This window comes from Collimonas sp. (assembly GCF_035566375.1).
Lineage (GTDB): Bacteria > Pseudomonadota > Gammaproteobacteria > Burkholderiales > Burkholderiaceae_D > Collimonas.
In genome coordinates this window covers 1-23,838 of the sequence record NZ_DATMRK010000012.1, presented here as the reverse complement: position 1 = coordinate 23,838, position 23,838 = coordinate 1, and the positions used below count along the sequence as shown (strand labels likewise).

At 54.0% G+C, this 23,838-nt stretch carries 17 protein-coding genes; 6 read left to right on the top strand and 11 right to left on the bottom strand.

The window, feature by feature from the left end:
• Position 1: 1 nt before the first annotated feature.
• The 7 genes from VNZ60_RS02690 to VNZ60_RS02660 form a co-directional block, all read right to left on the bottom strand.
• Entirely contained in the window at positions 2-1,978 is a 1,977-nt protein-coding gene (locus tag VNZ60_RS02690; RefSeq protein ID WP_325656880.1) for a DNA internalization-related competence protein ComEC/Rec2, read from the bottom strand.
• A gap of 874 nt (positions 1,979-2,852) precedes the next feature.
• On the bottom strand, positions 2,853-3,290 hold the full coding sequence (locus VNZ60_RS02685; RefSeq protein WP_325656879.1) for a hypothetical protein: 438 nt from the start codon (positions 3,288-3,290) through the stop codon (positions 2,853-2,855).
• Positions 3,274-4,917, bottom strand: a complete 1,644-nt coding sequence (locus tag VNZ60_RS02680; protein ID WP_325656878.1) for a hypothetical protein — start codon at positions 4,915-4,917, stop codon at positions 3,274-3,276. The genes VNZ60_RS02685 and VNZ60_RS02680 overlap by 17 nt, the downstream gene beginning before the upstream one ends.
• Before the next feature lie 389 nt (positions 4,918-5,306).
• Positions 5,307-7,019, bottom strand: coding sequence for a site-specific integrase (locus VNZ60_RS02675; RefSeq protein ID WP_325656877.1), 1,713 nt, complete (start codon positions 7,017-7,019; stop codon positions 5,307-5,309).
• Positions 7,012-8,298: a site-specific integrase gene (locus VNZ60_RS02670; protein WP_325656876.1), complete on the bottom strand. Its 1,287-nt coding sequence runs from the start codon at positions 8,296-8,298 to the stop codon at positions 7,012-7,014. The genes VNZ60_RS02675 and VNZ60_RS02670 overlap by 8 nt, the downstream gene beginning before the upstream one ends.
• A 22-nt stretch (positions 8,299-8,320) precedes the next feature.
• A complete protein-coding gene (locus tag VNZ60_RS02665; protein ID WP_325656875.1) occupies positions 8,321-8,491 on the bottom strand; it encodes a hypothetical protein in 171 nt (56 codons plus the stop codon).
• Between the two features lie 284 nt (positions 8,492-8,775).
• Positions 8,776-9,210 carry a hypothetical protein gene (locus VNZ60_RS02660; RefSeq protein WP_325656874.1) on the bottom strand — a complete coding sequence of 145 codons (435 nt, stop codon included), beginning with the start codon at positions 9,208-9,210 and terminating at the stop codon, positions 8,776-8,778.
• Between the two features lie 609 nt (positions 9,211-9,819).
• Here VNZ60_RS02660 and VNZ60_RS02655 point away from each other — a divergent pair.
• Positions 9,820-15,120 (top strand): P-loop NTPase family protein, encoded by a 5,301-nt coding sequence (locus VNZ60_RS02655; RefSeq protein ID WP_325656873.1) that lies wholly within the window; start codon positions 9,820-9,822, stop codon positions 15,118-15,120.
• A 244-nt stretch (positions 15,121-15,364) separates the two neighbouring features.
• Entirely contained in the window at positions 15,365-16,060 is a 696-nt protein-coding gene (locus VNZ60_RS02650; protein ID WP_325656872.1) for a peptide arginase family protein, read from the top strand.
• 188 nt (positions 16,061-16,248) lie between these two features.
• Here the strand turns inward: VNZ60_RS02650 and VNZ60_RS02645 are convergent, their stop codons facing one another.
• Entirely contained in the window at positions 16,249-16,473 is a 225-nt protein-coding gene (locus VNZ60_RS02645) for a helix-turn-helix domain-containing protein (RefSeq protein ID WP_325656871.1), read from the bottom strand.
• A gap of 340 nt (positions 16,474-16,813) precedes the next feature.
• On the opposite strand from VNZ60_RS02645, the gene VNZ60_RS02640 reads away from it, so the two are divergent.
• Positions 16,814-17,440, top strand: coding sequence for a hypothetical protein (locus tag VNZ60_RS02640; protein ID WP_325656870.1), 627 nt, complete (start codon positions 16,814-16,816; stop codon positions 17,438-17,440).
• A 462-nt stretch (positions 17,441-17,902) separates the two neighbouring features.
• On the opposite strand, the gene VNZ60_RS02635 is transcribed toward VNZ60_RS02640, so the two are convergent.
• The 3 genes from VNZ60_RS02635 to VNZ60_RS02625 all read right to left on the bottom strand — a co-directional run bounded on the left by VNZ60_RS02635 (position 17,903) and on the right by VNZ60_RS02625 (position 22,021).
• A complete protein-coding gene (locus VNZ60_RS02635) occupies positions 17,903-20,053 on the bottom strand; it encodes an SEC-C metal-binding domain-containing protein (protein ID WP_325656869.1) in 2,151 nt (716 codons plus the stop codon).
• A 281-nt stretch (positions 20,054-20,334) separates the two neighbouring features.
• Entirely contained in the window at positions 20,335-20,820 is a 486-nt protein-coding gene (locus tag VNZ60_RS02630; RefSeq protein WP_325656868.1) for a hypothetical protein, read from the bottom strand.
• A gap of 283 nt (positions 20,821-21,103) precedes the next feature.
• Positions 21,104-22,021 (bottom strand): LysR family transcriptional regulator, encoded by a 918-nt coding sequence (locus VNZ60_RS02625; protein ID WP_325656867.1) that lies wholly within the window; start codon positions 22,019-22,021, stop codon positions 21,104-21,106.
• Positions 22,022-22,148: 127 nt separating this feature from the next.
• Between VNZ60_RS02625 and VNZ60_RS02620 the strand changes: the two genes are divergently transcribed.
• The 3 genes from VNZ60_RS02620 to VNZ60_RS02610 are packed head-to-tail and all read left to right on the top strand — an operon-like array spanning position 22,149 to position 23,802.
• A complete protein-coding gene (locus tag VNZ60_RS02620; RefSeq protein WP_325656866.1) occupies positions 22,149-22,892 on the top strand; it encodes an SDR family NAD(P)-dependent oxidoreductase in 744 nt (247 codons plus the stop codon).
• Between the two features lie 41 nt (positions 22,893-22,933).
• Positions 22,934-23,155 carry a 4-oxalocrotonate tautomerase family protein gene (locus tag VNZ60_RS02615; protein WP_325656865.1) on the top strand — a complete coding sequence of 74 codons (222 nt, stop codon included), beginning with the start codon at positions 22,934-22,936 and terminating at the stop codon, positions 23,153-23,155.
• The gene (locus VNZ60_RS02610) at positions 23,152-23,802 is read left to right on the top strand and encodes a DsbA family protein (RefSeq protein WP_325656864.1); all 651 of its coding nucleotides are present in this window, start codon (positions 23,152-23,154) and stop codon (positions 23,800-23,802) included. Before VNZ60_RS02615 ends, VNZ60_RS02610 begins: the two co-directional genes overlap by 4 nt.
• The last annotated feature ends 36 nt before the right edge of the window (positions 23,803-23,838 follow it).

Here is a 23,838-nt window from a genome sequence, read left to right as displayed (position 1 = left end):
CTCACCGGCCATACCAATAACGCCGGTGCTGATTCCTGTAAGTGTCGGTGCTAACGCTGTTACCAGGTTCATCGCCGAATTTCAACAGAATCGCACCGTCGCTGTCGTTACGAAAATTCTCTACGCCCAGAGCTTGATAACGCTCCAGCACCTGCTGCTTAGGATGACGGAAGCGATTGCGATAACCAACCTGGAACAGAGCAATTTGCGGCTCGACCTCTGCCAGGAACGCGGCAGTGGATGAAGTGCCGCTGCCATGATGCGGCGCTAACAGTACAGTTGCCTTCAATTGCCCGGAATGGCTGGCGATCAACTGTCTTTCCTGCGCCGCCTCGATATCCCCCGGCAGCAGAATTACGTGCTGTCCGTGCGTGATCTTGAGAGTGCAGCTGACTGTATTCGCTTTGGATTTTCCTGTTGCTGACGGCGCCGGATAATACGCAATATCCGGATATAGCATTTCAAATTTCATCGTGCCCCATTGCCAGGCTTGACCGTCGTGGCAACGCCGGTGATCGGTTGCTGCCCTGGCAATCGGATGATCCAGCGCTAGGGACGAATATACGGTGTCCACCTTGACGCTGTCCATGATAGCTAGCGCGCCGCCGGAATGATCGTTATCGGCGTGCGATACTACCATCGCATCTAATGCAACGATGCCGCGCGCGCGCAGATAAGGAATGATGACGCGGCTGCCGGCGTCCGATGTCGGCGAATAGTATGGTCCGCTGTCGTATAACAGACGATGATCGGAAGTCTCTATCAATACCGCCATTCCCTGGCCGACATCCAGCGCCGTCACCCACATTTCACCGGCGCCGGGGCGGCTGCCGCCGTCCAGCAGCAAAGGCAGCCAGCCGGCCAGCGCCAGCCAGCGCAACGGCCATCCGCGCGGCGCCAGCAACCATAGGGTGGCCAGCAGTGCCAGTGCAAAAGTCCATGCTTGCGGTGTCGCCGCCTGCCACACCGCAAACGGCAAAGCGCTGAGCCAGTTCAGAAAGTTCGCCAGCTGCTCCATCAACGCATGCGCGCCGCGCCACAGCCACGTCGAGAGCGGCGCCGGCAAAGCGCTGGCGATCAGCGTCAACGGCGTTACCACCAGGCCGATCAAGGGAATCGCCAGGGCGTTGGCAAGCGGGCCTATCAATGAAATCCGGCCAAATAGCAAGGCCGTCAGCGGCAGCAACCCGATGGTCACCGCGTATTGGGTAGCGCCGGCAGCTTTTAAACCTCTGCGCCAGCGCGCTAACAAAGTTTTCCCTTCGACCGCCATGCTTAGGCTGCGGCCGACATTGGTGTAAAGGATTACGCCGACGGCGCAGAAGGACAGCCAGAATCCCGGCCACAACAAGGCCCAGGGATCGATCAACAGAACCAGCGTCAGCGCTGCGCACAACACATGCGAAACACTGGCGATGCGTCCGCTCCACAAGGCCAGCGCGACGACCAGCAGCATATATAAGGTGCGCTGTGCCGGTATGCCGAATCCTGCCAGCGCGACGTAGCACAGCGCCGCCAGCGCACCACTCAAAGCAGCTGCTTTTTGCGTCGGCAGCAGCAAGGGCAAGGCCGCCCTGGTGAAAAAAGAACGACGCCACAACGCCGCCATGATGGCCGCGAACATGCCGGCAATCATGGTGATATGCAGGCCTGAAATAGCCACCAGGTGGCTGATGCCGGTGCGGTTGAATACTTCCCAGTCGGATTGATCGATGGCGTGCTGGTCGCCCACCGCCAGCGCCACCAGCACACCGGCATACCGATGCTCGGGCAAGGCTTGCAAGATCCGCTGGCGCAAGCGGCTGCGCAACACCTCGATCAGATTGCCGGGACTAAAGACAAACGCCTGCAGCTGCTGGTTCTTCAGACTCAGTTTCTGATCAGGACGCACATAACCGGTGGCGCGCAGATTACGCTCCAGCAACCATGCTTCGTAATCGAAGCCGTTCCACCGGCAAGTTGTATGGCCTGAACGCACACACTAAATGGTATGAAGTATGGACAACATAAATATCTTGAAAGCATCCCGGGCAAGGCCGTACATATTCGAACGGTATCAGATGATTGGAGCTGTGATATTCAAGGCGCAAAATATGTTTTTATTAATTCGCAAACAAAATTCACGCAGCCCTTTTTTTATAAGGCTGCGTTTTTTATTTTTGACACCTTTTTTATTGATTGCCATATATATTTTAAATAATGCGTACTTTTGAACAATGCCAACAAATGCCTCATCGTTATACTGTGCGCACCATTTTGCTAGCTTGGGGTGGGTGCTCTGGGATGATGGCGAGCAACGTCCGATATTCGAATCGATGGTCGACGACCTGGGGCTTGGCCTCGCTATCACAGTCCATAAAGCTCAAGGTTCGCAAGACGGTGGAAGGGCTACCTCGCGCGCCTGCAACGTGGGCTTGGACTCCTTAATGCGGCAGTGTGGCTGTTGGTACCGGTACAGGTGGAGGCCTGTGAACCGGCCACAGTGTAGCGGGGTATGGGCCGCAGGGCCCATGTATGCCAGTGAGATTGCACCCTGCTTGCACCGGTTCGCGCCCCTTAGCCTAGAATTCGCTCCGTACGACTTCGCGCCCTGGCAGACGTTTTTGTTTTATTCTTGGGTATTCGGAACGCTGTCTTCGCAATTCAAGACTTAGATCAAGGGATGAGGAATATACAACGATCGCGAAGAGACATTAGCCAGGATGGGCAATAAGAGCTACGAAAACTATCGCACGAGAAAACTCTGGGAGGACATCCGCCACCGAACGCTTGAGCGAGATGCTTTACGTGTCCGAGGTGCAACGGAAAGGCCGCGATTGTTCATCACAAGTCCTATTCGGAATCCACCCGCGCTATTTACCTGTTCTGTCGAACAGCTTTGTCATATTTGAAGGAGGTAGCTTTGCTTCCAACTCAGCGACTTTGTTCGCAAGCTCAACAATTTTTGCATTAGCACAATTTAATAGACTTGCGAGGTTGTCCCGCTGAATCGATGATTCGTCAATCCGATCCCGCAAACTGCGATTGCGCTTGCGGTGGGACAACATAGTCTGGCGAGCTGAGGCTGGGGCATCCTTCGTGTGCTTGGCAACATAAAGCTGTAATTCAGCGATAAGGCTAGGAAAGCGTGATTTTTTCAACGCGCTCGGATCAACCCCGGCCTCCCTGGCGACATTGTTTTGGCTAACCGGCGTACCTCTAGGCACTACCTGGGGTTCGCCTCTTCTCAGGCGATCATAAGCATCTCGAAATGAGGTCTCCGCTGATTGTTTCTTAGGTTCTTGTGACATTTTGATAGTTCTCCACAGATTTCTTTTGAGCGAGTAAGGATTCACGCAGCGGGCTGTCAATAGGTGCATGGGCCAGTCTCTCGTCGAGAATGCTGTCTAGCCCCTTGACCTTGGCCGAATTGTTCTTGTCGTAAAGGACGTCTGGGCATGGCGACTCTGAGTCTCCTCCGCCACAGTGCGCCACCGAGTCGATACCACCATACGGACAGGGTTCTCTATTCATACAATAGCCCAGCAAGATTTGTCTGCATGCAATTTGCCCTTTTTTTGCCAGTTCAGAAAGCGTCTTTGCGTCGCTTGGATCAATCAATCGCACTATTTCAAATTTGCGCTTATTTCCGTGGGGACTGATAAAACGGGCGGATAGAAGCCGCCCGAACTCCTTGCTTAACACTTCGTGCATGGTCCGCACATATAGTATGCGCGCCTGATCATTCAGGCGCAGACGGGAATATCCCTGCCCATAATAAAGGCTCATTGCCCTAGTCACATGTTTGAGCAGATATTGTAATGAGGCGTCCGAGATCAGCCCAGAGGCCTGCATGTTGACTGCGCCAGTGCGCCGCAGTTGATGCCAGGCAAGCGGCCAAACCTTACCAACAGAATACGTCTCAGGGTTCAGTGTCGGCGTAATGAGACGCGCCACTTGTAAATCCGCTTCGGTAATGCGCAGTTGGTCTACATCGAACAACTTGGGTGAGTGGTTAGTCAGCGCCATGCCATACGATGGCCGCCGAGGCGGAAGTTGAATGAGCTCTATTGAAGTGCTAATCCATGGCGCGACACATCGCTGAATTAAGTATGGGTTATGCACGTCCTCGGCTGTTATCTTTGCTTGAGGGTGTGCCTTGAGGCAGATCAATTGCAGGTGAGCGACGTAAGTCATGGCTTCAACAGCCACCTTAGCCGACGGCGAGGTTGGCCAGCGTGCATCGCCATCTTGCTTCGTTTTAGTCGTGGGACCACATAAGACGTAGATATCTCCAAAGCGCGGGTCGTGCTCAACCTTAAGGCAGTCCACTTTCAACTCCGACCCCTCCGAAACTCGCATCAGAGAGAAATTCAAAAGATATGCCAGGCCTACTTTGCTCACCAGACGAAAGTAGGTGGTCAAGCTTTGAACCTCCATAGATTGCGTTTCCCCATTTGAGGAGCCGACCCAACGCGCGAGGAGTTTATCGATACCAAACCGAGCGGCCGTCAGTTCGAAGCGGCCGTAGAATCTGAGGCCGCTCCTGCTGACCAAGTCTGCTGATTTTGAAAACGGGGATTTGTTGTCTTCCGTACTAATCAGAGCCGTTTTCAGTGAACCGAAGTTTATCGCGTAGGCATTGAGACAGAATTTGTAACAAGCTTCCACTTGTTCGCGGTGTGCCAAGAAATCGTCGAGACATTCGCGCAATCGTCCGACCTGATACATCCAAATCCGGGGTGGTATATATGCGGTTTGCTTCTGCTCATGGTCCGGCAGAGTCGTTTCCAGACGACACAATCCTTCCTTGTCAAGCAACGTAAAGCCAAGGGATTCCCTGTTCTGGTAGAGCTCGTGCAACATTATCAACACGCCGTCAGCAGAGGATGGAGCCAGCTCATTCGCAATTTGCTCCGCCACGGCTGGAAAACGCATTAGATCTGAGGCCAGAATGCGATTGTTTGAGCATAGGACAAATAAAGGTCTTATTTGTCCAAATTTTGTCGATAGCGTACCAGCGTTTCGTACCCCCCTCGGGCCCCATATCCACCAAGCCACTACTTGTCTTAGCAAGTTGGCATTGTGGACATCAACGGATGGCCCGCGCTTGGAGGGCCCATCCCCAAAATTTATAGATATAGCTTGTTTGGCCCAAGGGAAGAGTCGCCAAATTGAATCGCCATATCGGCTAACGACATTACCATGTGCATCAATCATCACCGGCCAGTCAGGGGTTGGCGGCCAGCTAAGTGGCCGAAAATTGGCCGCGCTTGGGGTCGCCAACGGAGATTCAATTGCAAGTCCAAAGTCTGCCAGAGTAACACTCACGATTGCAGCTCCCCTAGTAGTATGAAGCCGTCCCAAGCCGGGTGGTAGTCCCCTTCGGCGACGCGGGCAAGTGCTTCATGCACCCATAGCCCTCGTACTTCGTTGGATATCTTAAAAAACTTGAGTTTGGACGTCAGTCGATCAATCGCTGCAGCTGCAAACTGATCGGGGGCCTTCGCTTCACCTAACGCTGGCGGGCGGTAGTTAGCCAATTCAATCGATTTTAGATGACGAAAACTTGCTAACGACCAGACATGATCTTCGGTGTCAATGTCACGCTGATGGTCGCAAAATAGGCAACCTGCCGCACTCACGCAATCGGGTGGCGTTGCATCCTCTGGCATATCCACCATCGCACGCGGGGTCGGTGTAATACACGATCCTGGCCCGGGCGGAGAGATTGTTGGATCAGAGCGATTGTGAAAGCGTGCGATCTCAACCATCGCGACCTGCAGGTTGGGCTTCGCGTATGTCCTCAGCAACGTTTCTTGAGTGTGCTGTGCCATCTCAGCGGTCATCTCTACATCCTGCGATCGGCGCAACAGCCAATTTACTCTTGTATTACGCAATTCTCGTGGCCCGATAAATCGGATCGCTAGTTTTTTGCAAAGCGTCTTTAGTTGGTTAAGTGGTGGGGCTTTTTCTCCGAGCCCGCCCCTCATCCGTACAATCGGAAATAGCAGTCCGTCAGGATCTTTTGGGAACATAATGTTGCGCCACACAAGGTAGCGCTCAAAAAATACTTTATATTCGCCGTATATATCAAACTCCACTTCGCCGCCGCGACGGTCCTTGTAACGCCTCACCTGGTAACCGTCCAGATGACTCGTGTAGTGAAACCGACCATTTCTGGCACTGTGGGCTTGTGCAAAATTCATGCCCGTTTGGGAGACGAATATTTGTAACTCAGCCTCAATTCGAAGGTTGATAACTGGATGACGGGTGCGCAGTGATGTATCCGCTTCCCATGCCGCGCGACGCTCTCTTACGACGCTTGCTCGGTACAAGCTCTGCTCCTGCTTCAAATTCTCGATCGGTATCAAGGCCGACCATTCCTCCAGTATTTCACCGGTGCGCAAGGAAATTTTGATAGGAAGCGGGCCCCTTATTGATTCAAGGGACAGCGAATTGCAGACGTCCAACAACAAATGTCCAAACCTGAACGTCTCCTCCAGGTCCTGTTTGTCCTTCTGGATACTGCGCGCAGCTTTGCCACCCCGAGGTGCGCGAATGCGTGTTTCACGCATCAGCCCAATGCGCCGTTGCAGCACCGCATCTAGCAATCGGGCAATTTTCGTTGTTAGGCTATACAGCGACTCACCGGTCATGTTGCCCGCAACCCGTTGAAGTTGCAGCAAATGGTCCGACCAGCACTTGAAGCTATCCGCAATCTTGTGCATATTAAGTGCGTGCCCACCCTCATCGGCCCAGGCAAAAAGTCGACGAATACCCCTGATAAAAGTATATGCGGTATGGCGGCTTCCCCCGCCGACCAAATTTCCGTTGATTTCCTCGTGCAGCTTCTTGACCAGCTCCAGTCGCTCCATGATAGGTGGGCCGTAGTGCTCTCGCTCCAATAGAGTGATTACCTGTTTAATGGGGGCGCTAGCGCCCCCGCGATACAACAGAGGTCTGAGGTCCCAACGAGTCTCCCTCCTTCCGAATTTGACCGTCGGAAAAGTTAGATCAGGCAGTTGCAATTCAGGCATGGGACGACCTCGTGTTCTGATTTAGGACTCCCAAGAACGCCGCAGTGAAGTCATTGGCGAAAATCTCCTTGGCGGGTGTTTTCTCAACAAACTTGATGTATTTAAAGGTCGTCGCTTCGTGCTTATGCAGGAGAGCGTCGCGCACGAACGCAATCGCACTGATGTTATCTCCCACCTTGATTGCTAGTGTTGTCAACGCGGTGCCAAAGGTGCAGCGTGACTGATGAAAACGGAAGTTGCGCAAAACCTGCATTCCATGCGCTGTGCCCGCTCTCCTAAATCCGGTCATCTCGACATTTATTGCGCTGGATTTATCGGAGCCATTCCGGCTGTAAGGATTTCCAAAACGAGTCAAAAACAATAGATTGCGATGTTTTTGAGCGGCCTTCGCTTCCCTCTGCAATCGCCGCGGACTGTAAGCGTACTCCTTCAAAAAATCCAGAAGCTCGCGGGTAATCCATACCTGACCGGTCACCCCGAACTTGGTTGCGACTGGCGTTGAAGCCCCAGGCCCAACTGCAAGATGAAACATGCCGGGAATCGCGGGATCTGGCACGGCGTGTTCAAGTGATTTGATCTTTAAATCGCACAGCGTGCCCAGCCTCATGCCCGTAAAAAAACCAGCAGATAGAAGAAGAAAGAGTTCCTCGCTCGCATGATCCCTGGCAAACCGAAGGATTGCGTCGCGGTCCAGCGCTGACACAGGCAGTAGACCGTCTTCCAGGCGTTCGCCAGGGCGCGTACGGTTGGGAATGGAAAGGTCAGTTGTGATTCGCAGCATGGTTCGCTCAAATCCGACCGAATCAAAGTATTTGATATGAACCGGAATGTCCCGCCATAATTGGCTTTCCGGTTTAAAAAGCCCTTCGATTTGTACCCATCGATAAAAAGCGATGACATAGCGCATCCGAGCGCTCGCAGTAGAAGGAGAGAGATCACCATTTTTCATGGCCTCCTTCAGAAACCCTCGGTATTGGACAAGGCAGCGATCCGCCTTGGCTGCAGGGAACTCGAACCAGTGCATTTCCTTAGATTCCAAAAAACTGGCGTAATGAGCGACACCACGCAGATTGGTTTCTACCGTCTGTAGATCCACATCCCGGCTCCTAGCCCGCTCGCAAGCCCATAAATTTGCTTCTTGCCAGGGCTCCTGATTTCTCCAAAATATCTGCGGCAGTCTTTCGATGGCGCAAGCGTTATGGATCTGTGTGTATACCGCTTCACCATCGATCACTTCGCAGCGATGGTCTACGTGGTGGATATGTTCAAGGCGCGCCATAGTCGAGATATCTCACCCTTCCCTAAATTTTGAAGCTCAGGACAATGAAGTTCAAAATTTTGGTAATGCCCCGAGTAATACCGCCAGCTATGCCCACTTGGTCGCTAGGTCGATTGACCAAAGCAATCCGCTTGCCAATATTTTTGCAATTTCCCTGAACACCGATCTCTTTCGTTTTCTTTAAATCGCTCATCACTACCTCAATCAAAAGTGGCGCAAAGCGCCATAAAGATTTGTTTAAACAGGTTTATTGACGATTAGATTAGCGTAAAACGATGTCAAAAAATGATTTTTAACTAACGACAGAAATAACAGAATAATTGCTGGATACAATATAAACGATTGCAATTTGAAAGCTTCAGATGACGGAATATGACGCGTAACAGCACATCGAAAAAAATGCCCAACAGAGCTTATAAATAGAGCGAAGCGGCTTAGGCAGAATTGATAGCTGAGAATGCTTTTTATGTGAAACAATTATGATTCTTCTTCATCAAAAGAAATGAAATAAGCGATATACGATATTCCACGAATTCTGATTGTGCAGGAAAACAACAGCACACGATAGAGAACACATCTATTTCCAAATGCCAAAGAAAGTGGGGTGGAAATCGAATTAGGCACCAAAACGGGCTTGACGATATCGCTGACAAGAAAATCCGGAGCTTTACTCAATTCTTCGCCGAGATCGGCAATCGTCCAAGCATCAAAATATGTCTGATTCTTTTCGCATTGACAGCAAATTGTCTTGCCGTCTTCGCGGCCGATGACCACGTCATCAACTGGCGACGCTACCAAATCTACTTCGATCCATGAATAATCTGGATCCGACAATACGGCCAGCGTCCATTCAAAGGCGACCAGCGTCTGGTATTCGATTAATGTCCCGCTTTTGGCACTTGCTCTGCTCAAGAATGAAACACTTGAACAAAAACAAGCTGCCGGGACGTTGGAACGTGCGTTAGCTCAACAAAAGCGTTTTCGCATTACGAGGCGCTAGACCGTCTTAGAAATCGGCCCGCCCAAGTGCTGGTTAAAGGAACGCAAATTACCAACGATGCAGTATCGCTCGCAGCTAGCCGTAAGAAGGTCTGCATCAAAAATCGAGGCCGCAGTTTGACCATTTGATTGCTGCGATTACCGCAGCTGCTACCGAGCCGAAACAAGCACCTCAGAGCCGGACTGGTCGCCTCAACAAAGTCAAGCAGATCGCCGGAGATCTTGCCAAAATAATTGGATGCGGCGCTAGCGCGCGAAAATTCTCTGCTGATGCAGTTGTACGAAGCAAAAGAGAAATTGGCTCGGCTTGCCGGCGAAAAAAATACTGTCAATTCGAAGGGATTGATTGGGCACCCTTTCGGACATGATCAGCTTTGGCTTGTTACGAGTCTCGCGGTCAAATTACAGCAGAGGTGGCGTGCTTGTATCGAAGTCCTCGATGATACGTGTTCAATGTCTGAATATTCTTCGGTCAAATTTTCTCCTCGCCTCCGTTATTAATCTACGCGATATACTGCTGGGATGACGACCGACCACTCCGCCGATTCAACCGCCGCTGCCGACCAAGGAAACCAAGCGAGCGGCCCCGCCGCCGCGAGTCCCGAACTTACGGGCGGGGCGGGCTTTACCTTCGAGGATGGAGTGGCCGCAGTATATGCTGCGGCACTCCTTACCGAGACGACTGCGCCGGGTCTGCCAGGCAGGCAAGTGAGGTGCCTGTCCGTGCAACAGGGACCACTAGGGCAGCCGCTAGACGACGTGATAGTCCAGGGCACCGGAGTCGACGGCATCTCGATGCGCCTCAGTCTCCAGGTAAAACGCAAGTTGGTCATCAGCGGTGCCAGCAGCAACTCGGATTTCAGAGATGCAGTGTTGCGCGCGCACGCGACGGTAGTCGGAAGCGGGTTCAATGTTGGTCTGGATCGGGTAGGCGTCGTCACGGGCGAAATCTCCGACGCAAGCAAACGCGACTTCGAAACATTGTGCGAATGGGCACGGGCGGATGGCGATGCGACCGGGTTTCTGAACAAGTTGCGCACCGAAGGGGTTGCGGGAGAAAAGCAGACCCACTTCGATATTGTCAGGAACATACTTTCAGGCTCGCTTCCCGAAGCCGAACTCGATGCTGCCACCCACACCATGCTTTCGCATTTCGTTCTGATGCGGTTCGAGATGCTACATGAAGGGTCGGTGACGGAAGCACAAACCGTTACCAACCTCGCGAATCACCTTCATCCCTCCGAGCGTCTCCGTGTGGATGACCTCTGGCGCAGGCTCCTCGCGTTGGTCCGTGTCTCCGAAGGACACGCGGCATCATTCGACAGAAAGACGCTGGTCGCCAGATTGAACGGTGCATTTCGACTTTCAGGCGCGCCGTCCATGCAGACGGCGCTTTCTCGGATCGGAGAAGAGGCACGATTAACCGTGGCAGAAATCGGAAACGACATCAATGGTGTTAGCATTCCCCGGGCGCGATTCGTCCAAAGTTCGCGCACGGCCCTTACCCAACATCGCTTCGTTCAGATCGGCGGATTGCCCGGAACGGGCAAGTCCGTAGTGCTTCGAACCCTCGTCGAAGAGGCGCTCCTGAGTGGGCCAGTGCTGTTTCTCAAGGGTGACCGCCTAACTGGAACTACATGGCCCCAATATGCTACGGCTTCCGGTGTTGGAACTACGCCGCTAGAGGATCTCCTCGTCGAACTTGCTGCGACAGGTTCGCCCACAGTATTCGTCGATGGTCTCGACCGTATCGAAGTCCAATATCACGGAATACTTAAGGACATTTTCAACACCATAATAGACTCTCCACTCCTTTCGAACTGGCGAGTGGTAGCTTCGGTCAGGGACACCGGTATCGAACCAATGCGAACCTGGTTGCCGAATAGGCTCCTCGTCGATGGAGCTGCGGTTATTGATGTAACGGAATTCGACGATGCCGAGGCAGCGGTTCTGGCCACGAGTAAGCCAGCGTTGGCCCCGCTCCTTTTCGGAACAGAACAGGTCAAGACTATCGTGCGGCGGCCATTCTTTGCGGGCGTACTGAGTAGACGCAGCACATCCGACACAAGCGTTCCGAGTTCGGAGATAGAACTTTCCACCGCTTGGTGGACGGGTGGAGGATATGGCGCAGATGCGTCCCGTGCTGGATATCGACGCAATGCCCTAATCGAACTCGCGCGCTCCGGCGCTACAACATTGGGCAAACGAATCTCAGTGCTCGGGATTGACCCTCAAGCGTTGGTAGAGCTCGAAACCGACGGGATTATCAGACAGGTTAGAACCGGACATTCGGTCGAATTCGTACACGACATCTACTTCGAATGGGCCTTCCTTCAACTGTTGGTATCGCAGGGTGAACTGTGGCTCGACGTCATCCGCCAAGTTGGCGAACCACCCGTACTCGGCAGGGTCGTCGAACTCCTCTCTCAAAGCGAGCTTAAAGAGGGAACCGACTGGCAGAAGCACTTGGAACGATTAGAGGGTGCGACCGATATTAGGTCACAGTGGTTGCGGGCCTGGATGGTAGGCCCGTTCGGGCTACCGTCATTTCCAAGCTACGAAGCAACCTACAACACCGCTATGCTTGCCGGGGACGCGAAAAGGGTCGGCAAGCTTGTCGTCTGGTTTCAGGCGGAAAAGACCAAGGCGAATCCGAATGTGTTGGGACGTGTGCTTCCCGATCTCGATTTGGTCCAGCGCATTCTTCTTGCCGACTCAATGGCCTGGCCGTCAGACTTGCCCACATGGCGGCGTTTCTGCTCTTGGCTGATACGGCGGAATGGTGATGTCCCCGCCACGATCCGCCCCGACATCGTAGCCGTCTTTGAGGTTTGGCAGAACGCCGCGGCAGATTTAGTCAATCCCGTATCTGGTGCGATCATAGAGCTCGCCAAATTGTGGCTCATGAATATTGGGACACTCAGCAATGGTCTTGAGTTCAGGAGAGGCGAACTGGAGGAACTGATATTACGGTTGAGGGCTCTGCTCCTGCGGGCCGGTCGAGCCTATCCTACACCCGTGCGCGAACTCCTGTCGCATTTGATGGCGATGGAGCACATGCCACGGAATGCCATCAAACAGGTCATGACCTATGCTCCCATCATAAGCGAGGTGTGTCCGAACGAACTCACCGGCTTCGCATTACGCGTGATGATTCGCCCACTTCCCGAAGAGGTAGCGCGAAACTTATCTCGCACGTTCGGAACGGGGATCAGCAGCCATGACTGGCAATCCCTCTCCATCGATGACCAACACGGGTTCTTCCCAAGCGCTCCCACGCGCGAGCCATTTGCGTCGCTGTTTGCGCACGCGCCAGATGAGGCACGGCGGCTGGTGCGCCAACTTGCCAACCATGCCATCACCGCCTGGCGGCAGCTCCACATTTATGACTATCAGGAGCGCGGCACCCCGATTTCGCTTACGCTCAACTTCCCTTGGGGGCAGCAGACCTTCTGGGGCGGCGCACAGCAGTATGTCTGGTCACGCGGCACCTGGGGCTCGCATGTCGTAGGCTCGGGCCTCATGGCCCTCGAAGCGTGGGCGTTCAAGGAGGTCGAGAAGGGCCGCCCTGTAGATGATGTCGTCCGCGACGTGCTAGATGGACACGAGGGCGTTGCGGCTATCGGTGTAGCAGTCGCTGTCATGCTGGAGAACAAGCACTGTTCCATGACAACTCTTCCGTTGCTCACGAGCCAGCGGCTCTGGGAATGGGATATCCAACGTAACATGTCCGACTTAAGTCTCACGGAAAGTTTAATAGGATTCCAATCGAACGACAGACGTCACTACGATGCGGTTGTCGAAAGCAATAAGCGGGGTGGCCGTCAACTGGATGTGCGATGGTTGGCATCTGTGTGCGTAATCGGCGGTGGCGAATTGGGGGCTCTGGCTTCCGCTGTGATCGTGAAGTTTGCCGACGATCTGCCTTTCGACTACGTCGAACAACGAGAGAACCCAGGAACCGTCGAACATCTCCGCCGAACTGCAGAAATCTGGGCTGAGATGGGTAGGAACGCAAACTATCGAGCAACACCCACTGGGGATGGGGAGAGTGTAATCATCCAACTCGACAATCCGAAGGCACAAGGCCCCGATATCGACGCCATCAATCAACGACAAGCAGAGATGAACGAACATCTCACTTTACTGAATTTTGCAGAACGTTGCTTCAAGAGGGGCGCATCGGGAGACTCGTTGACATTCGAGCAGGTGATCGAGCGCGCCAGACGGTTGGACGAGTCGACTTTGTTTGAAAACGCGTTCGAGCATGCCAGCTCAAACAATCAACGACAGGGAGCCGTCGCAAGTGTGGCTGCAGTAGCACTTCGCTATGGGCGAGAACTTCCATCCACCGATATCGAGTGGGCCGTCGATGTTTGCCTACGAGCATGGAAGACGCCCGAATCCCAGGACGAGCTCTTTTTCAGCGGTTCGATCCTGATCTACCACCCCGTGCTCTATGCGAGTCGCGGACTTGCTACTCTTGTTCGACGCGATCCCGCACGCCGGGATGCTGTGGAAGCACTTATGCGTCTTGCGGCGCACCCGTATGAGCAAATCGTCATCGAGGCCCTGGGTGGGCTGATGGAACTCTGGGATCTGCTTCCAGAGGTAGCATGGAACGCGCTCGTGCTTGCCATCTCCCTGTCCATCGTCGAGCGATTTTCATACGACGACGTCACAACCGGACAGCGCGAAGAGCAAGCGCGGCGCCGCGTCAATGATACGGTTGGAGCGGCTTTAATTCGAAACAACAATCTGGAAGAGTCTCCCCAGCCGCTGCCAGGTATTCCGCCCGCGTGGGTTGCGGTTGCTAACGGGCCGATATTCAAAACAGGTCGACGAGGTAATGGAATACTGATTGAGTGGGAGCATTCCCCTATCGACCTTCAATGTCACCTACTCGCAAAAGTCTTAACCAGAATCCCAGTGCCGACGGTGATGGCGGATGAACCACAGCGCGACGCATTCTTGTCTTGGTGCGACGGTCTCGTCGAATGGACTATCGAACGGCTCTGTCCTTCGTGGTCGCGGGTGCCAGGCCAAGAACCATTCGACAGCGGGGCGTCCAACCTCTACGAGTGGCAGCGCGAGCTCTACCGATTCCTGGCTCAGGTATCACTGCATCTTGAGCCGGAGGAAGGATTCAGGAGATTCATAGAGCCAGCGACCCGGGCCGATGATGAGACCTTCGGCTCGCTCGCAGAATCATACGTCACATTCCTGACGTACATCATCATGGACGAGCCCGTGCTACCTCCCACCCCACTCGCCCTTTTGGAGCTTATCGTTCCAAGACTGCTCGCACATGAGGGATGGGAACGGGCCAAATGGAACGACGGTGAGCTCCACAATGCTGAACTTTCCCGCATGATCAGGGTGCTGTTCTTCGTCGATGTGGAGAAAGCGATGGGGGCCGCGCGTTTCGCGAACGGTGACTGGAACGACATTTCGAGCATCCATCGGGTCGTTGATCCCATCCTTGCAGCGCAAGGTCAGAACCCGTCAGTAACTTCGGCCTACCTAACCATGTGCGAACGTGCAGTCCAGTCTTATCCATTGGAACGGTTCGTTGCTCAGCTTCCGATGGTGTTCGGCGGCGGTGATGGCACGCCAATCGGATGGCGTGGAACCTCGATGTCCGCCCGACTCGCTGGGCTGATCCAACAATTCTCGGAAAAGACGCAGCCGCTATCGGCGGGGGCGGCCCGCACTCTGCTGCGCGCGCTGGATGCCCTTGTGGACATGGGCGACCGCCGAGCCGCGGCTATCCAGACCAGCGAAGTCTTCAAGGACGTTCGAACTGCTGGGGTGGTTGCTTAGCTGAATTGTCGTTTTTCTATACAGCTTGTATTCCAGAAATCCAGCTGGCCGGCAGCGACGGGGCAGGCAGGTCAGATGGACAAAATCTAGTTGTTTTATCTATTTTTCAGGACAGTGCGATGGACATCTGTATTTCGCAAATTGACTGATTTACTGGGCAGCGTGCGAAGCGCGAGCGGCACAAAAGTACCGGCTTGAACCAGCTCCAACTCGCTCAGGGTGTGCATTACAGCTAGGGGTAATCATGCATATTCTAGATTCAACTTTCTTCGAGGCGTTGCGTCCAGGGGAATCCTATATCGAACGCCTCCACGACCGCCTATGGTTGATGGATAATCATAAGTGGGCCTACTGGGTGTGGGAAAAACATCCCCGAATTGCCGGTCAGCGATACGGCTTGCTTCACTTTGACTATCACTTCGACGACGTAAATGACTTCTTCCAGAAACCCGACGAGATCACCTCTCTCCGGTCGGCCGGTCTCAATGCAATCCGCAGACGGATCGAGGAAAGCGACGGCATTCGGTACGATTCGTTTATAGCGCCGACGCTACTACGAGGAATTATCGACCACGTTCATTTCTTCTGCAAGCAAGAGTCCGACGAGGCTGAACGTGGTTTCGACTCGGACACGCTAGAAGAATGCAATGCACAGCAAAGCTTCTACAGCAACGTTGGCGAGGCCGCCCGAGCCGATGTTTCAAAGCCCTATTTCTTCGATCTGTGCCTAGACCTTTTCAACCGTGACGACGACATGATGTGGAAAGGAACGGTGTGGGACGAAGACGAGATTCGCGCCGCGTTAGCCACATGGCGGGAACTCATCAAAGGTGCCGAGATCGTCACTGTTTCGCTTTCATTCGGGTATTCCGGAACGGAGCAGCAGACGCGTCAGTTGGCCAATATTGTCCTGCCGACGCTGTTGAAAATTCTTGCATAGAGAACATGGCCTATGCGACATAAACCTCAAGCCGGCAAGTTACTCTCTACCAGTTGATCGTTAAATACAATTTGCTCGGTCGCTTTTTTGACTCGGACAGGCTCACTACAGCAATGCTTGCGCCCGGGCGATCAGTATATGACGTCGGAGAGGTTCGAATGCTTTGGCGAACGATAATTTTCGCCGGCTCACAGCTTAAAAAGATCGATGGGGTCGACACTCAATGCGATGGCCAATTTTTCAATATTGTCCAAAGAGATGTTTCCCACCCCACGCTCAATTTGACTCACATATGTTCGATGGAAACCCGCCAGTTCAGCAAGGTATTCCTGAGAAATTCCTTGCGAGTTGCGTAGGCTTTTGAGGTTTTTCGCAAACCTGTTGCGCAATGATTCTGATTTCGAAGTAGTCATATTGCGACTAGATTCCATCACTACCGCAAGTAAATCTACAGCGCATATATCTACCGTATTTACATATACTGTCTTTATATCTACAATGAGCCTTCGCTGAACCCTGGCGATACTTACTCTCGCGCTCAACGACAACAAGTCTCAAGAAATCTACATTGATCTTTTCTGATACGAGTCAGTGTTTTTGCGGGGAGGGAAATTCGTAGGCTGCGCCAATGAAAATTTGAATAGGTATCGCATTAGAAACTGATTACGACACATTTTCAATTCGTGGTTTATTGGCGACCGTATTCCTGCACACAGGCTGACTATAGGGCTTTCCCACATAAAGGAAATGAAGATGTTTAATGCATTTCGACGTAAAGTAGCCCCAACACTCTTTGGAAAAATTCTGACCAAGAAAATTATTGGGAAAATCGGCACCCTGTCGCCTTACAAAGAATTCGAGCAGGCCGTTGCATACGATTCCATCACGCTGATTGGTACTGCTCAAAATGGTGCTTCTGATGAACTTCAGTTACGCAATGTGCATATGCGCAGTGAGGGCAGCGCCTTAATTCAATCGCTTATCGGTCAAACAGTTGAATTGGCGATTGTCGAAAGTTTGACACTTAAGCCTGTCGTGGCCTTGTGCGCAATCAAGCAGGCAAGCGGCCGGATTGATAGCTTTCCAATTCGCGGGATCAAGTACTCGGCATTAAAAAATTCAAATGATTTTTTTATGCCATTGCTAATGAACTGGACATTAGCATCTCTCGCCATAGGTGCGATCGCATCAATCGCTTTCGTTGGATTTTGCGTCCTGTGGGCTGGACTGTTTAAATCACGCTTTAATATGGATGGAGCATTCAGTGGCATTTGGTGTGGCTCTTTTATTTTTTCTGCCTATGTGGCGTATAGCGAGTTACTTGGTTTCCCACTAAAGCTTCATCGGCAAATAATGAACGCGGATAAGATATTAAAATAACGTTCGTCACCCCCCCCATTCGAAAGTGGGGCTTTTTTGGTCAAATTCTTTAATCTGTTTTTCAATGATGCCAGCGTCGATGCGTGTTTTCATGAGCGTCCGCCATCGGTGCGTCCCAATACACGAAGAATAATTGTGGAAGGGTTTTCCAGGAGGCGGACTCCGCTTATGCGAAGCTCAAAGCAATCTTTGCCAGGTATTCCTCAATCGGAACCGCATTACGAAGTGCCATCAAGTCGTTAGCCACAAAACTAACCCTGCAATGCCGAGCACCAACTGACCGATCGCCAGATACTGCAATGAATGCTGTAGCGCGGGCGCCAACAGTGCGGTAGCTCAACATTCTTTCGTTCGGCTGCAATGAAGGACGTCAGGAGCTCGGAGGCGTTCTTAATCACACAGGGATTGTTAGAGATAGGTTATTAGAGTTCTAGAGCAGGTTGCCCGGACAAGCGCGCCGGACTAGTTCAAGCAGCACTTCTTGTATTTAAGCCCACTGCCGCAGTGGCACTGGTCGTTCCGACCGAGTTTCTGGCGGCCGACTTCTCGCAAATAGTGGGGAAAAGCATCCCGCACTTTAGACATTGGCTTCATGACGGCTGTGAGTCGCTCCATTTCTTCAGAGGCTTCCCATGGGAAGTCCAACGTGACGCCGAATTGGACTAGCCCAGCCGGGCTCACAGAGACACCAAACCACTGCGCCGCACGTTGCCAGTATTTGCGTTTCGCACAGTGTGTCTCCAACACTGCAATCGCTTCGGGGGATGGCGTTGGATTGCAATGGAAGCTGACCCCGCAAGGTTGTGTGCTCGATGCGAGCGTGACGTCGTGTCGCTTACCGTCGAGCTGTGCTTGTCGGGTGATGGACTCGAGTATGCGATGGACGTTCCTGCACGTATCTTCGTCCATTGAAAGCAAGTGAAAGCCGAGTTCGAGAGTTGCCGGGTTTGCCCTGCTTTCAATCCCTTTGATGAGACTCTCGTAGCGAGTTCCGCGCATCTTCGTGAGGATTCCCACCGGTGTATCGTCGCCAGGTTGGTTATCCCTGCGGACCATCATCGCTATATCCAGATCTTGAGCGACGGAGTCCTCGAGCATGACGCGGTCGTACTTCTCATCCAGCCAGAGGTTCTGTTTCAGGTGGTAGCCAAGCACGGTCAGCTCGTGCCCGCTCATCAGTTTGTCCAAGACAGCTACGCGCAACTTCACGTAGCCTAACAGTCGCAACGGCGTCGTCAGCATCTCCGTCAACGTGTCGAGAAGGAACACGTCCATTACGAACGGTGGTCGGATGACATCGGTAGTCTGGAATTTCAGCGACTGGTTTGCCTGAAAGGCCAGCGCTGGATAGTGTTCCGACACAAGACTGAACAGAAAGACATCTTTGATGCTCGGTGGAAGCTCGACTTCTTTCTCATTGTCGTCAATCAGTCGACATCCGCCGGCAAGCATCTCGTTCGCGCATGTCCAGCCTTGGTCGTACGCGTCTTGGATTGCAGCAGCAAAGTCAGCCTTCAGCTGGTTATCGTTCCCTTTGCGTGCGGCGATGGTCAACTTCTTCGCCTTCGCCTGCACAATAATGAGCCGGTCTCCGTAGATGACCAGAACATCCACCTCACCCACAATGTCTTTGCCGCGATGCAGGTTCACATTCGTATGGACATGCTCACGGCCAAAGACCCCGGCCAACCGGCGCGCAGCGAACTGCTCGGTGAAGGCACCGCGATGCTTGGCGGCTGTCGGGCGGTAGGTCTTGTCGTCCCACATCCAAAAGAACGGAGACTCGTATAGGGCCTCGTATATGGCGTAGTGGGAGAAAAGGAGCACGGTCCCGCGGTCGGTAGTTAGCAACGGCCGAGCGGCAACCTCATTGAAATCGCCCACCTCCTTGAACCCCGAGTTGTCCCCCGCGAAGAGGAATGCGCGGAAAAAGGCTTCGACCACCTCCTTCGCAACACCGCTATGAAAAGCCACCTCATCCAGTGAGAACTCAAATGCGGGCAACCAAGTGGCGGGAGGAACGTTGGCAGTCCGGGCGTCCGTGAGGAGTCGCGTGCCCTTCTCCTCCATCAAGGCGCACATTGTCTTTGCGATGATTCGCGCCTGGCCGGAGGTGAAGCCTTTGGTCTTAAGCATCCAACCGTCATCGGCCCCGTACTTTTCGGGCACAAGGTCTCTATACTGGAAGGCGTAGGCTGACTCGGTGCCATAGAAGATGGGCTCTCGCATTCCCGGTCCGCGCCACGGGTCAGGTGGCTCGGTGCCCGCCTTCACTGCCTCGAACATGGCAGCGAACATCGGGAAGGACATCGCTTCGTGCAACTCTCCCATAAGGGAATCAGTGCGTTTGACGTAGCCCTCGACCGCTTCACACGGCTGCGGAGATAAGTCCAACGGTTTTTTCACCATCAAGCCTATCAGCGTCGTCAATTCCGTCCGAATCAGCCGCTCTCTACTGAACAGCCGTTCCATGTCGGACGGCTTCAGCTTGCCCTTGATGTGAATGACGTTGTCGCGATTACAGATGTACGCTACCGCGTGAGCATATCCAGGCGATGCGGCTAGCATCGCTAGGTCCTCAAGAATTTGGGACTCTTCCCGCGGTTGCTCCATGGCTTCCCCTTTTAAGTTCGCAAGCCTCGTTTGCGAGGCCCTTTTCGCGCTGATTTTCGTCTTCGCTGCAAAAGGTCAATTTCGAGGACCATCGAAGTGACCAACGATTGACTTTCTGCGCGTCGACCCGGTCAATTGAACGACAGGTCTCGGTTCAAACTGTCGTTGAACGGCCGACCACCCACCGGCAGCCATCAGCCTGAAAACGGTCGTTCCAGCCTCCCCCGCTGATCGTCTGCTACTGGCCGATGGCGGTCCTATATCGCTGCATCGTCCATTTTTTATCGACTAAAACGCACATTCTCAAGAAGTTCATCAATCCATGAACTTTGTCCCCACCCCGCGTCCGCCTCCAAAGCTATGTCGATTCGACGGAGTTTGATTCTACCGATTTCCTCGTCAGTGACCGGAAAGAAGGCGTGTCCTGGTTTGCTATGCAAATAGAAATCACCGATCTTGATTGAGCAATTTTCACAGTGATTCATCCAGTATGTTTGGCCAGCCGTGCGGCTGTCGTCAGGAAAAAAATGCGGTGATAAACCTTTCAAATAGGTCTCAACTGCGTTGTTCACATCACTGATATTCGATAGCGAACAAGGGGTCGGTGCGGATGTATCGTCTTCGTCTTCAACCTCAACTTTCGCGCCATCTTCAACGTTAGGCAGCAAAATGGCGAAAACCTTCGTGTCAGAACTGCATGACCAACATTTTTCAACAGATTCAGCGAGCAAGAACCAAGGGGAACAAATAGTTTCGTCATCGATCATGGTCTGAAATACTCAATGGTGTTCTGCAATAAGGCGCAAGTAATTATTGGCCGTCGCGGGGCTTGGTGTCGGTTTTTTTTGGAGTATGGACTTGTGTTGCCATTGGTACAGTCTAACTCATTCGTCGTCATAACGATTATCGCCCAGCAAAGATTGCCGCCACAGCAGCTGTCCATCATGAATTCCATCAACGCGTTCATTGTTTCGAAATTCCCACTGTAAATAACGAAGCGCCATTTTTGCAGCGGGACAACAAGATCTGCGTGGCTAGGTTAGAGCGCTCTCAGGTATGTGGACTCAGCTTTTCGGTGAGGAAATTCACAAAGGTGCGCACACGCAGCGACAGGTGGCGCGCGTGGGGAAACAGCAGGATGAACGGCCGCGACGTGCCACCATGCCGCGGCAGCAATTCCACCAGTCCACCTTCGGCAAGGTCGCGTTCAACGATGAAACGATAGGTCTGCACGAGGCCCGCGCCGTTGCGCGCCAGTGTCACGATGCCTAGCACGTCCTCAGCACAGGTGTAGCCGCCCGAGGTCATTATGTCGACCTGCTTGCCGTCCAACAGAAACGGCCATGGAATCTTGCGCCCGGTACTAGGCAGGTCGAACTGGATGCATTCGTGCCGGTGCAGCTCGTCAAGCGATGCCGGCGTGCCCGCACGCTTCAGATAAGAAGGCGCGGCCACCAGCACCAGCTCGGCATCCTCCAGCTTGCGGGCGATGAGCGTGGAGTCAACCGGGTCGCGCCCACGAATCGCCATGTCGAAGCTTTCCTCCGAGAAGTCGATATTGCGATTGCTGACATGGACCTCGACCGTCACGTCCGGATACAGCTGGCGGAATTGCGGCAGCAAGGGCAGCAGGCGGTAGTGGCCATACGGCGTCGGGACGCTGATTCGTAGCGGCCCCGCAGGCGCCACCTGCGCACCGGTCACCTCGCGCTCGGCTTCCATCAGCTGCAACAGCGCCTGGCGACACTGCTCGTAGTAGCGCCGACCGCCGTCGGTCAGGCGGATCTGGCGGGTGGTGCGCACGAACAGGCGCACCCCTAGCCGCTCTTCCAGCCGGGCGATCGAACGGCTGACCGCCGCCGGCGTCACCCCGGCAAGATTGGCCGCCGCGGTAAAACTGCTCAGCTCGGCCGCCTGGCAAAACAATTCGATGCTTCCCAACTGCATTTCTTCGAAATTGCGCTTCATCGCCTCTCCTCCTTATTCCACTCGATATATTACATCACGTATCAAGTAATTTGCCATGAAGCATATTTATCTACACGAACGGCATAAGTACAGTGGAGTCCTCAACCAACCAAACAGGAGTATCACCATGAAATCGAACAAAACCGTCATCGTTACCGGCGCCTCGAGCGGCATCGGCTTTGCAGTCACCAAGGCCTACCTGGATCGTGGCTACAACGTGGTCGGCAACGCCCGCACCCTTGACCGCTTGGAAGCCGCAGCCGCCAAGCTCGGTAATCCGACCAACTTCCTGCCGGTGCCCGGCGACATTGCCTTGCCCGCCACTGCAGCCGTCCTGTTCGAGAAAGCCATCGCGGCCTTCGGCAAAGTGGACATCCTGATCAACAACGCCGGCATCTTCGTCGCCAAACCGCTGGCCGAATACAGCGAGGGCGAGATCGAAGCCGTGATCGACACGAACATCAAGGGCTTCCTCTATCCCTCGCAACAAGCGGCCGCACACATGGCCAAGAACAAGTCCGGCCACATCGTGACCATCACCGCCAGCCTAGCCATGCAGCCGTCTGCCAAAGTGTCGTCGATCATGGCGATCCTGGCCAAGGGCGGCCTGAACAGCGCCACGCGCGGCCTGGCGATCGAGCTGGCCGGCTCCGGCGTGCAAGTCAACGCGGTCGCGCCCGGCATCATCCTGACCCCGCTGCACGGCAACGCCGACGAAGGTACCAGGAACTTCCTGAAGACCCTGTCACCTTCCGGCAAGGTCGGCGACACGCAAGATATCGTCGATGCGGTGCTTTACATGACCGATTCGAAATTCACCAGCGGTACCGTGCTGCCTATCGATGGCGGCGCGACAGCCGGCAGCTGGTAAGCCGGCGCCAGTCACCATCAGTCACGACAAGGACTACTGCCATGCCATACGTAAATATCCGCGTTACCAAAGAAGGCGTCACTCCCGCGCAAAAGCTGGAGCTAATCGAGGGCGCCACCGACCTGCTCACGCGCGTGCTGAACAAGAACCCGGCGACCACCTTCGTCATCATCGACGAGGTCGAGACCGATAACTGGGGCCTGAATCGCGAGAACGTCACGACCCTGCGCGCCCGCGAGGCCAAGGCCAGGAGCAAGCCATGAAACTCATCTTTATCGGCGACCCGATGTGCTCGTGGTGCTATGGCTTCGGCAAGGAATTGACTGCCCTAACGGCGCGCCGCCCCGAACTGCCGCTCGAGATCATGGTTGGCGGCTTGCGCGCCGGCGCCACTGACGTCCTAGACGACAACGGCAAGCAATTCCGCCTCCTGCATTGGGCACGGGTGGAGGAAAGCAGCGGCCTGCCATTCAATCGCAAGGCGCTGCTGGCACGCGAAAATTTCGTCTACGACACCGAGCCGATTTGCCGCGCGGTGGTGACAGCACGCCAGCTTTTTCCTGAGGCGGACCAGTTGTCGGTGTTCCGTGCGCTGCAGCGGGCGTTCTATGTCGACGGCCTCGACACCACCGATGGCGCAGTGCTGGCCCAAGCCGCCGCCGCTGAATTGACGGAACAAGGATACGCGGCCGACGCCACCGTCTTCCACGCGGGTTGGTCGCAAAACGCCACGATCGTTGCCACGCTCGCCGAGTTTGCGCAGGTGCGGGCGATCGGAATCCGCAGCTTCCCGGCCTTGCTGCTTGAGGCCAACGGCCAGCGAATCGAAGTTAGCCCAGGCTACGCCCATGTAAGCCGGCTTGAGCGCCAGTTGGATGCAGCGCTGCGGTCACTGACGGCGGCGGCATGAGCAGCTTTTTTTCAGTCGTTTTGAAATTTCTTTCAA

Excerpts from the sequence above, each read along its gene's own strand:
- VNZ60_RS02685 (WP_325656879.1), bottom strand. The coding sequence starts at position 3,290 with ATGTCACAAGAACCTAAGAAACAATCAGCGGAGACCTCATTTCGAGAT.
- VNZ60_RS02680 (WP_325656878.1), bottom strand. The coding sequence starts at position 4,917 with ATGCGTTTTCCAGCCGTGGCGGAGCAAATTGCGAATGAGCTGGCTCCA.
- VNZ60_RS02675 (WP_325656877.1), bottom strand. The coding sequence starts at position 7,019 with ATGCCTGAATTGCAACTGCCTGATCTAACTTTTCCGACGGTCAAATTC.
- VNZ60_RS02670 (WP_325656876.1), bottom strand. The coding sequence starts at position 8,298 with ATGGCGCGCCTTGAACATATCCACCACGTAGACCATCGCTGCGAAGTG.
- VNZ60_RS02665 (WP_325656875.1), bottom strand. The coding sequence starts at position 8,491 with ATGAGCGATTTAAAGAAAACGAAAGAGATCGGTGTTCAGGGAAATTGC.
- VNZ60_RS02655 (WP_325656873.1), top strand. The coding sequence starts at position 9,820 with ATGACGACCGACCACTCCGCCGATTCAACCGCCGCTGCCGACCAAGGA.
- VNZ60_RS02650 (WP_325656872.1), top strand. The coding sequence starts at position 15,365 with ATGCATATTCTAGATTCAACTTTCTTCGAGGCGTTGCGTCCAGGGGAA.
- VNZ60_RS02645 (WP_325656871.1), bottom strand. The coding sequence starts at position 16,473 with ATGACTACTTCGAAATCAGAATCATTGCGCAACAGGTTTGCGAAAAAC.
- VNZ60_RS02640 (WP_325656870.1), top strand. The coding sequence starts at position 16,814 with ATGTTTAATGCATTTCGACGTAAAGTAGCCCCAACACTCTTTGGAAAA.
- VNZ60_RS02635 (WP_325656869.1), bottom strand. The coding sequence starts at position 20,053 with ATGGAGCAACCGCGGGAAGAGTCCCAAATTCTTGAGGACCTAGCGATG.
- VNZ60_RS02630 (WP_325656868.1), bottom strand. The coding sequence starts at position 20,820 with ATGATCGATGACGAAACTATTTGTTCCCCTTGGTTCTTGCTCGCTGAA.
- VNZ60_RS02625 (WP_325656867.1), bottom strand. The coding sequence starts at position 22,021 with ATGAAGCGCAATTTCGAAGAAATGCAGTTGGGAAGCATCGAATTGTTT.
- VNZ60_RS02620 (WP_325656866.1), top strand. The coding sequence starts at position 22,149 with ATGAAATCGAACAAAACCGTCATCGTTACCGGCGCCTCGAGCGGCATC.
- VNZ60_RS02615 (WP_325656865.1), top strand. The coding sequence starts at position 22,934 with ATGCCATACGTAAATATCCGCGTTACCAAAGAAGGCGTCACTCCCGCG.
- VNZ60_RS02610 (WP_325656864.1), top strand. The coding sequence starts at position 23,152 with ATGAAACTCATCTTTATCGGCGACCCGATGTGCTCGTGGTGCTATGGC.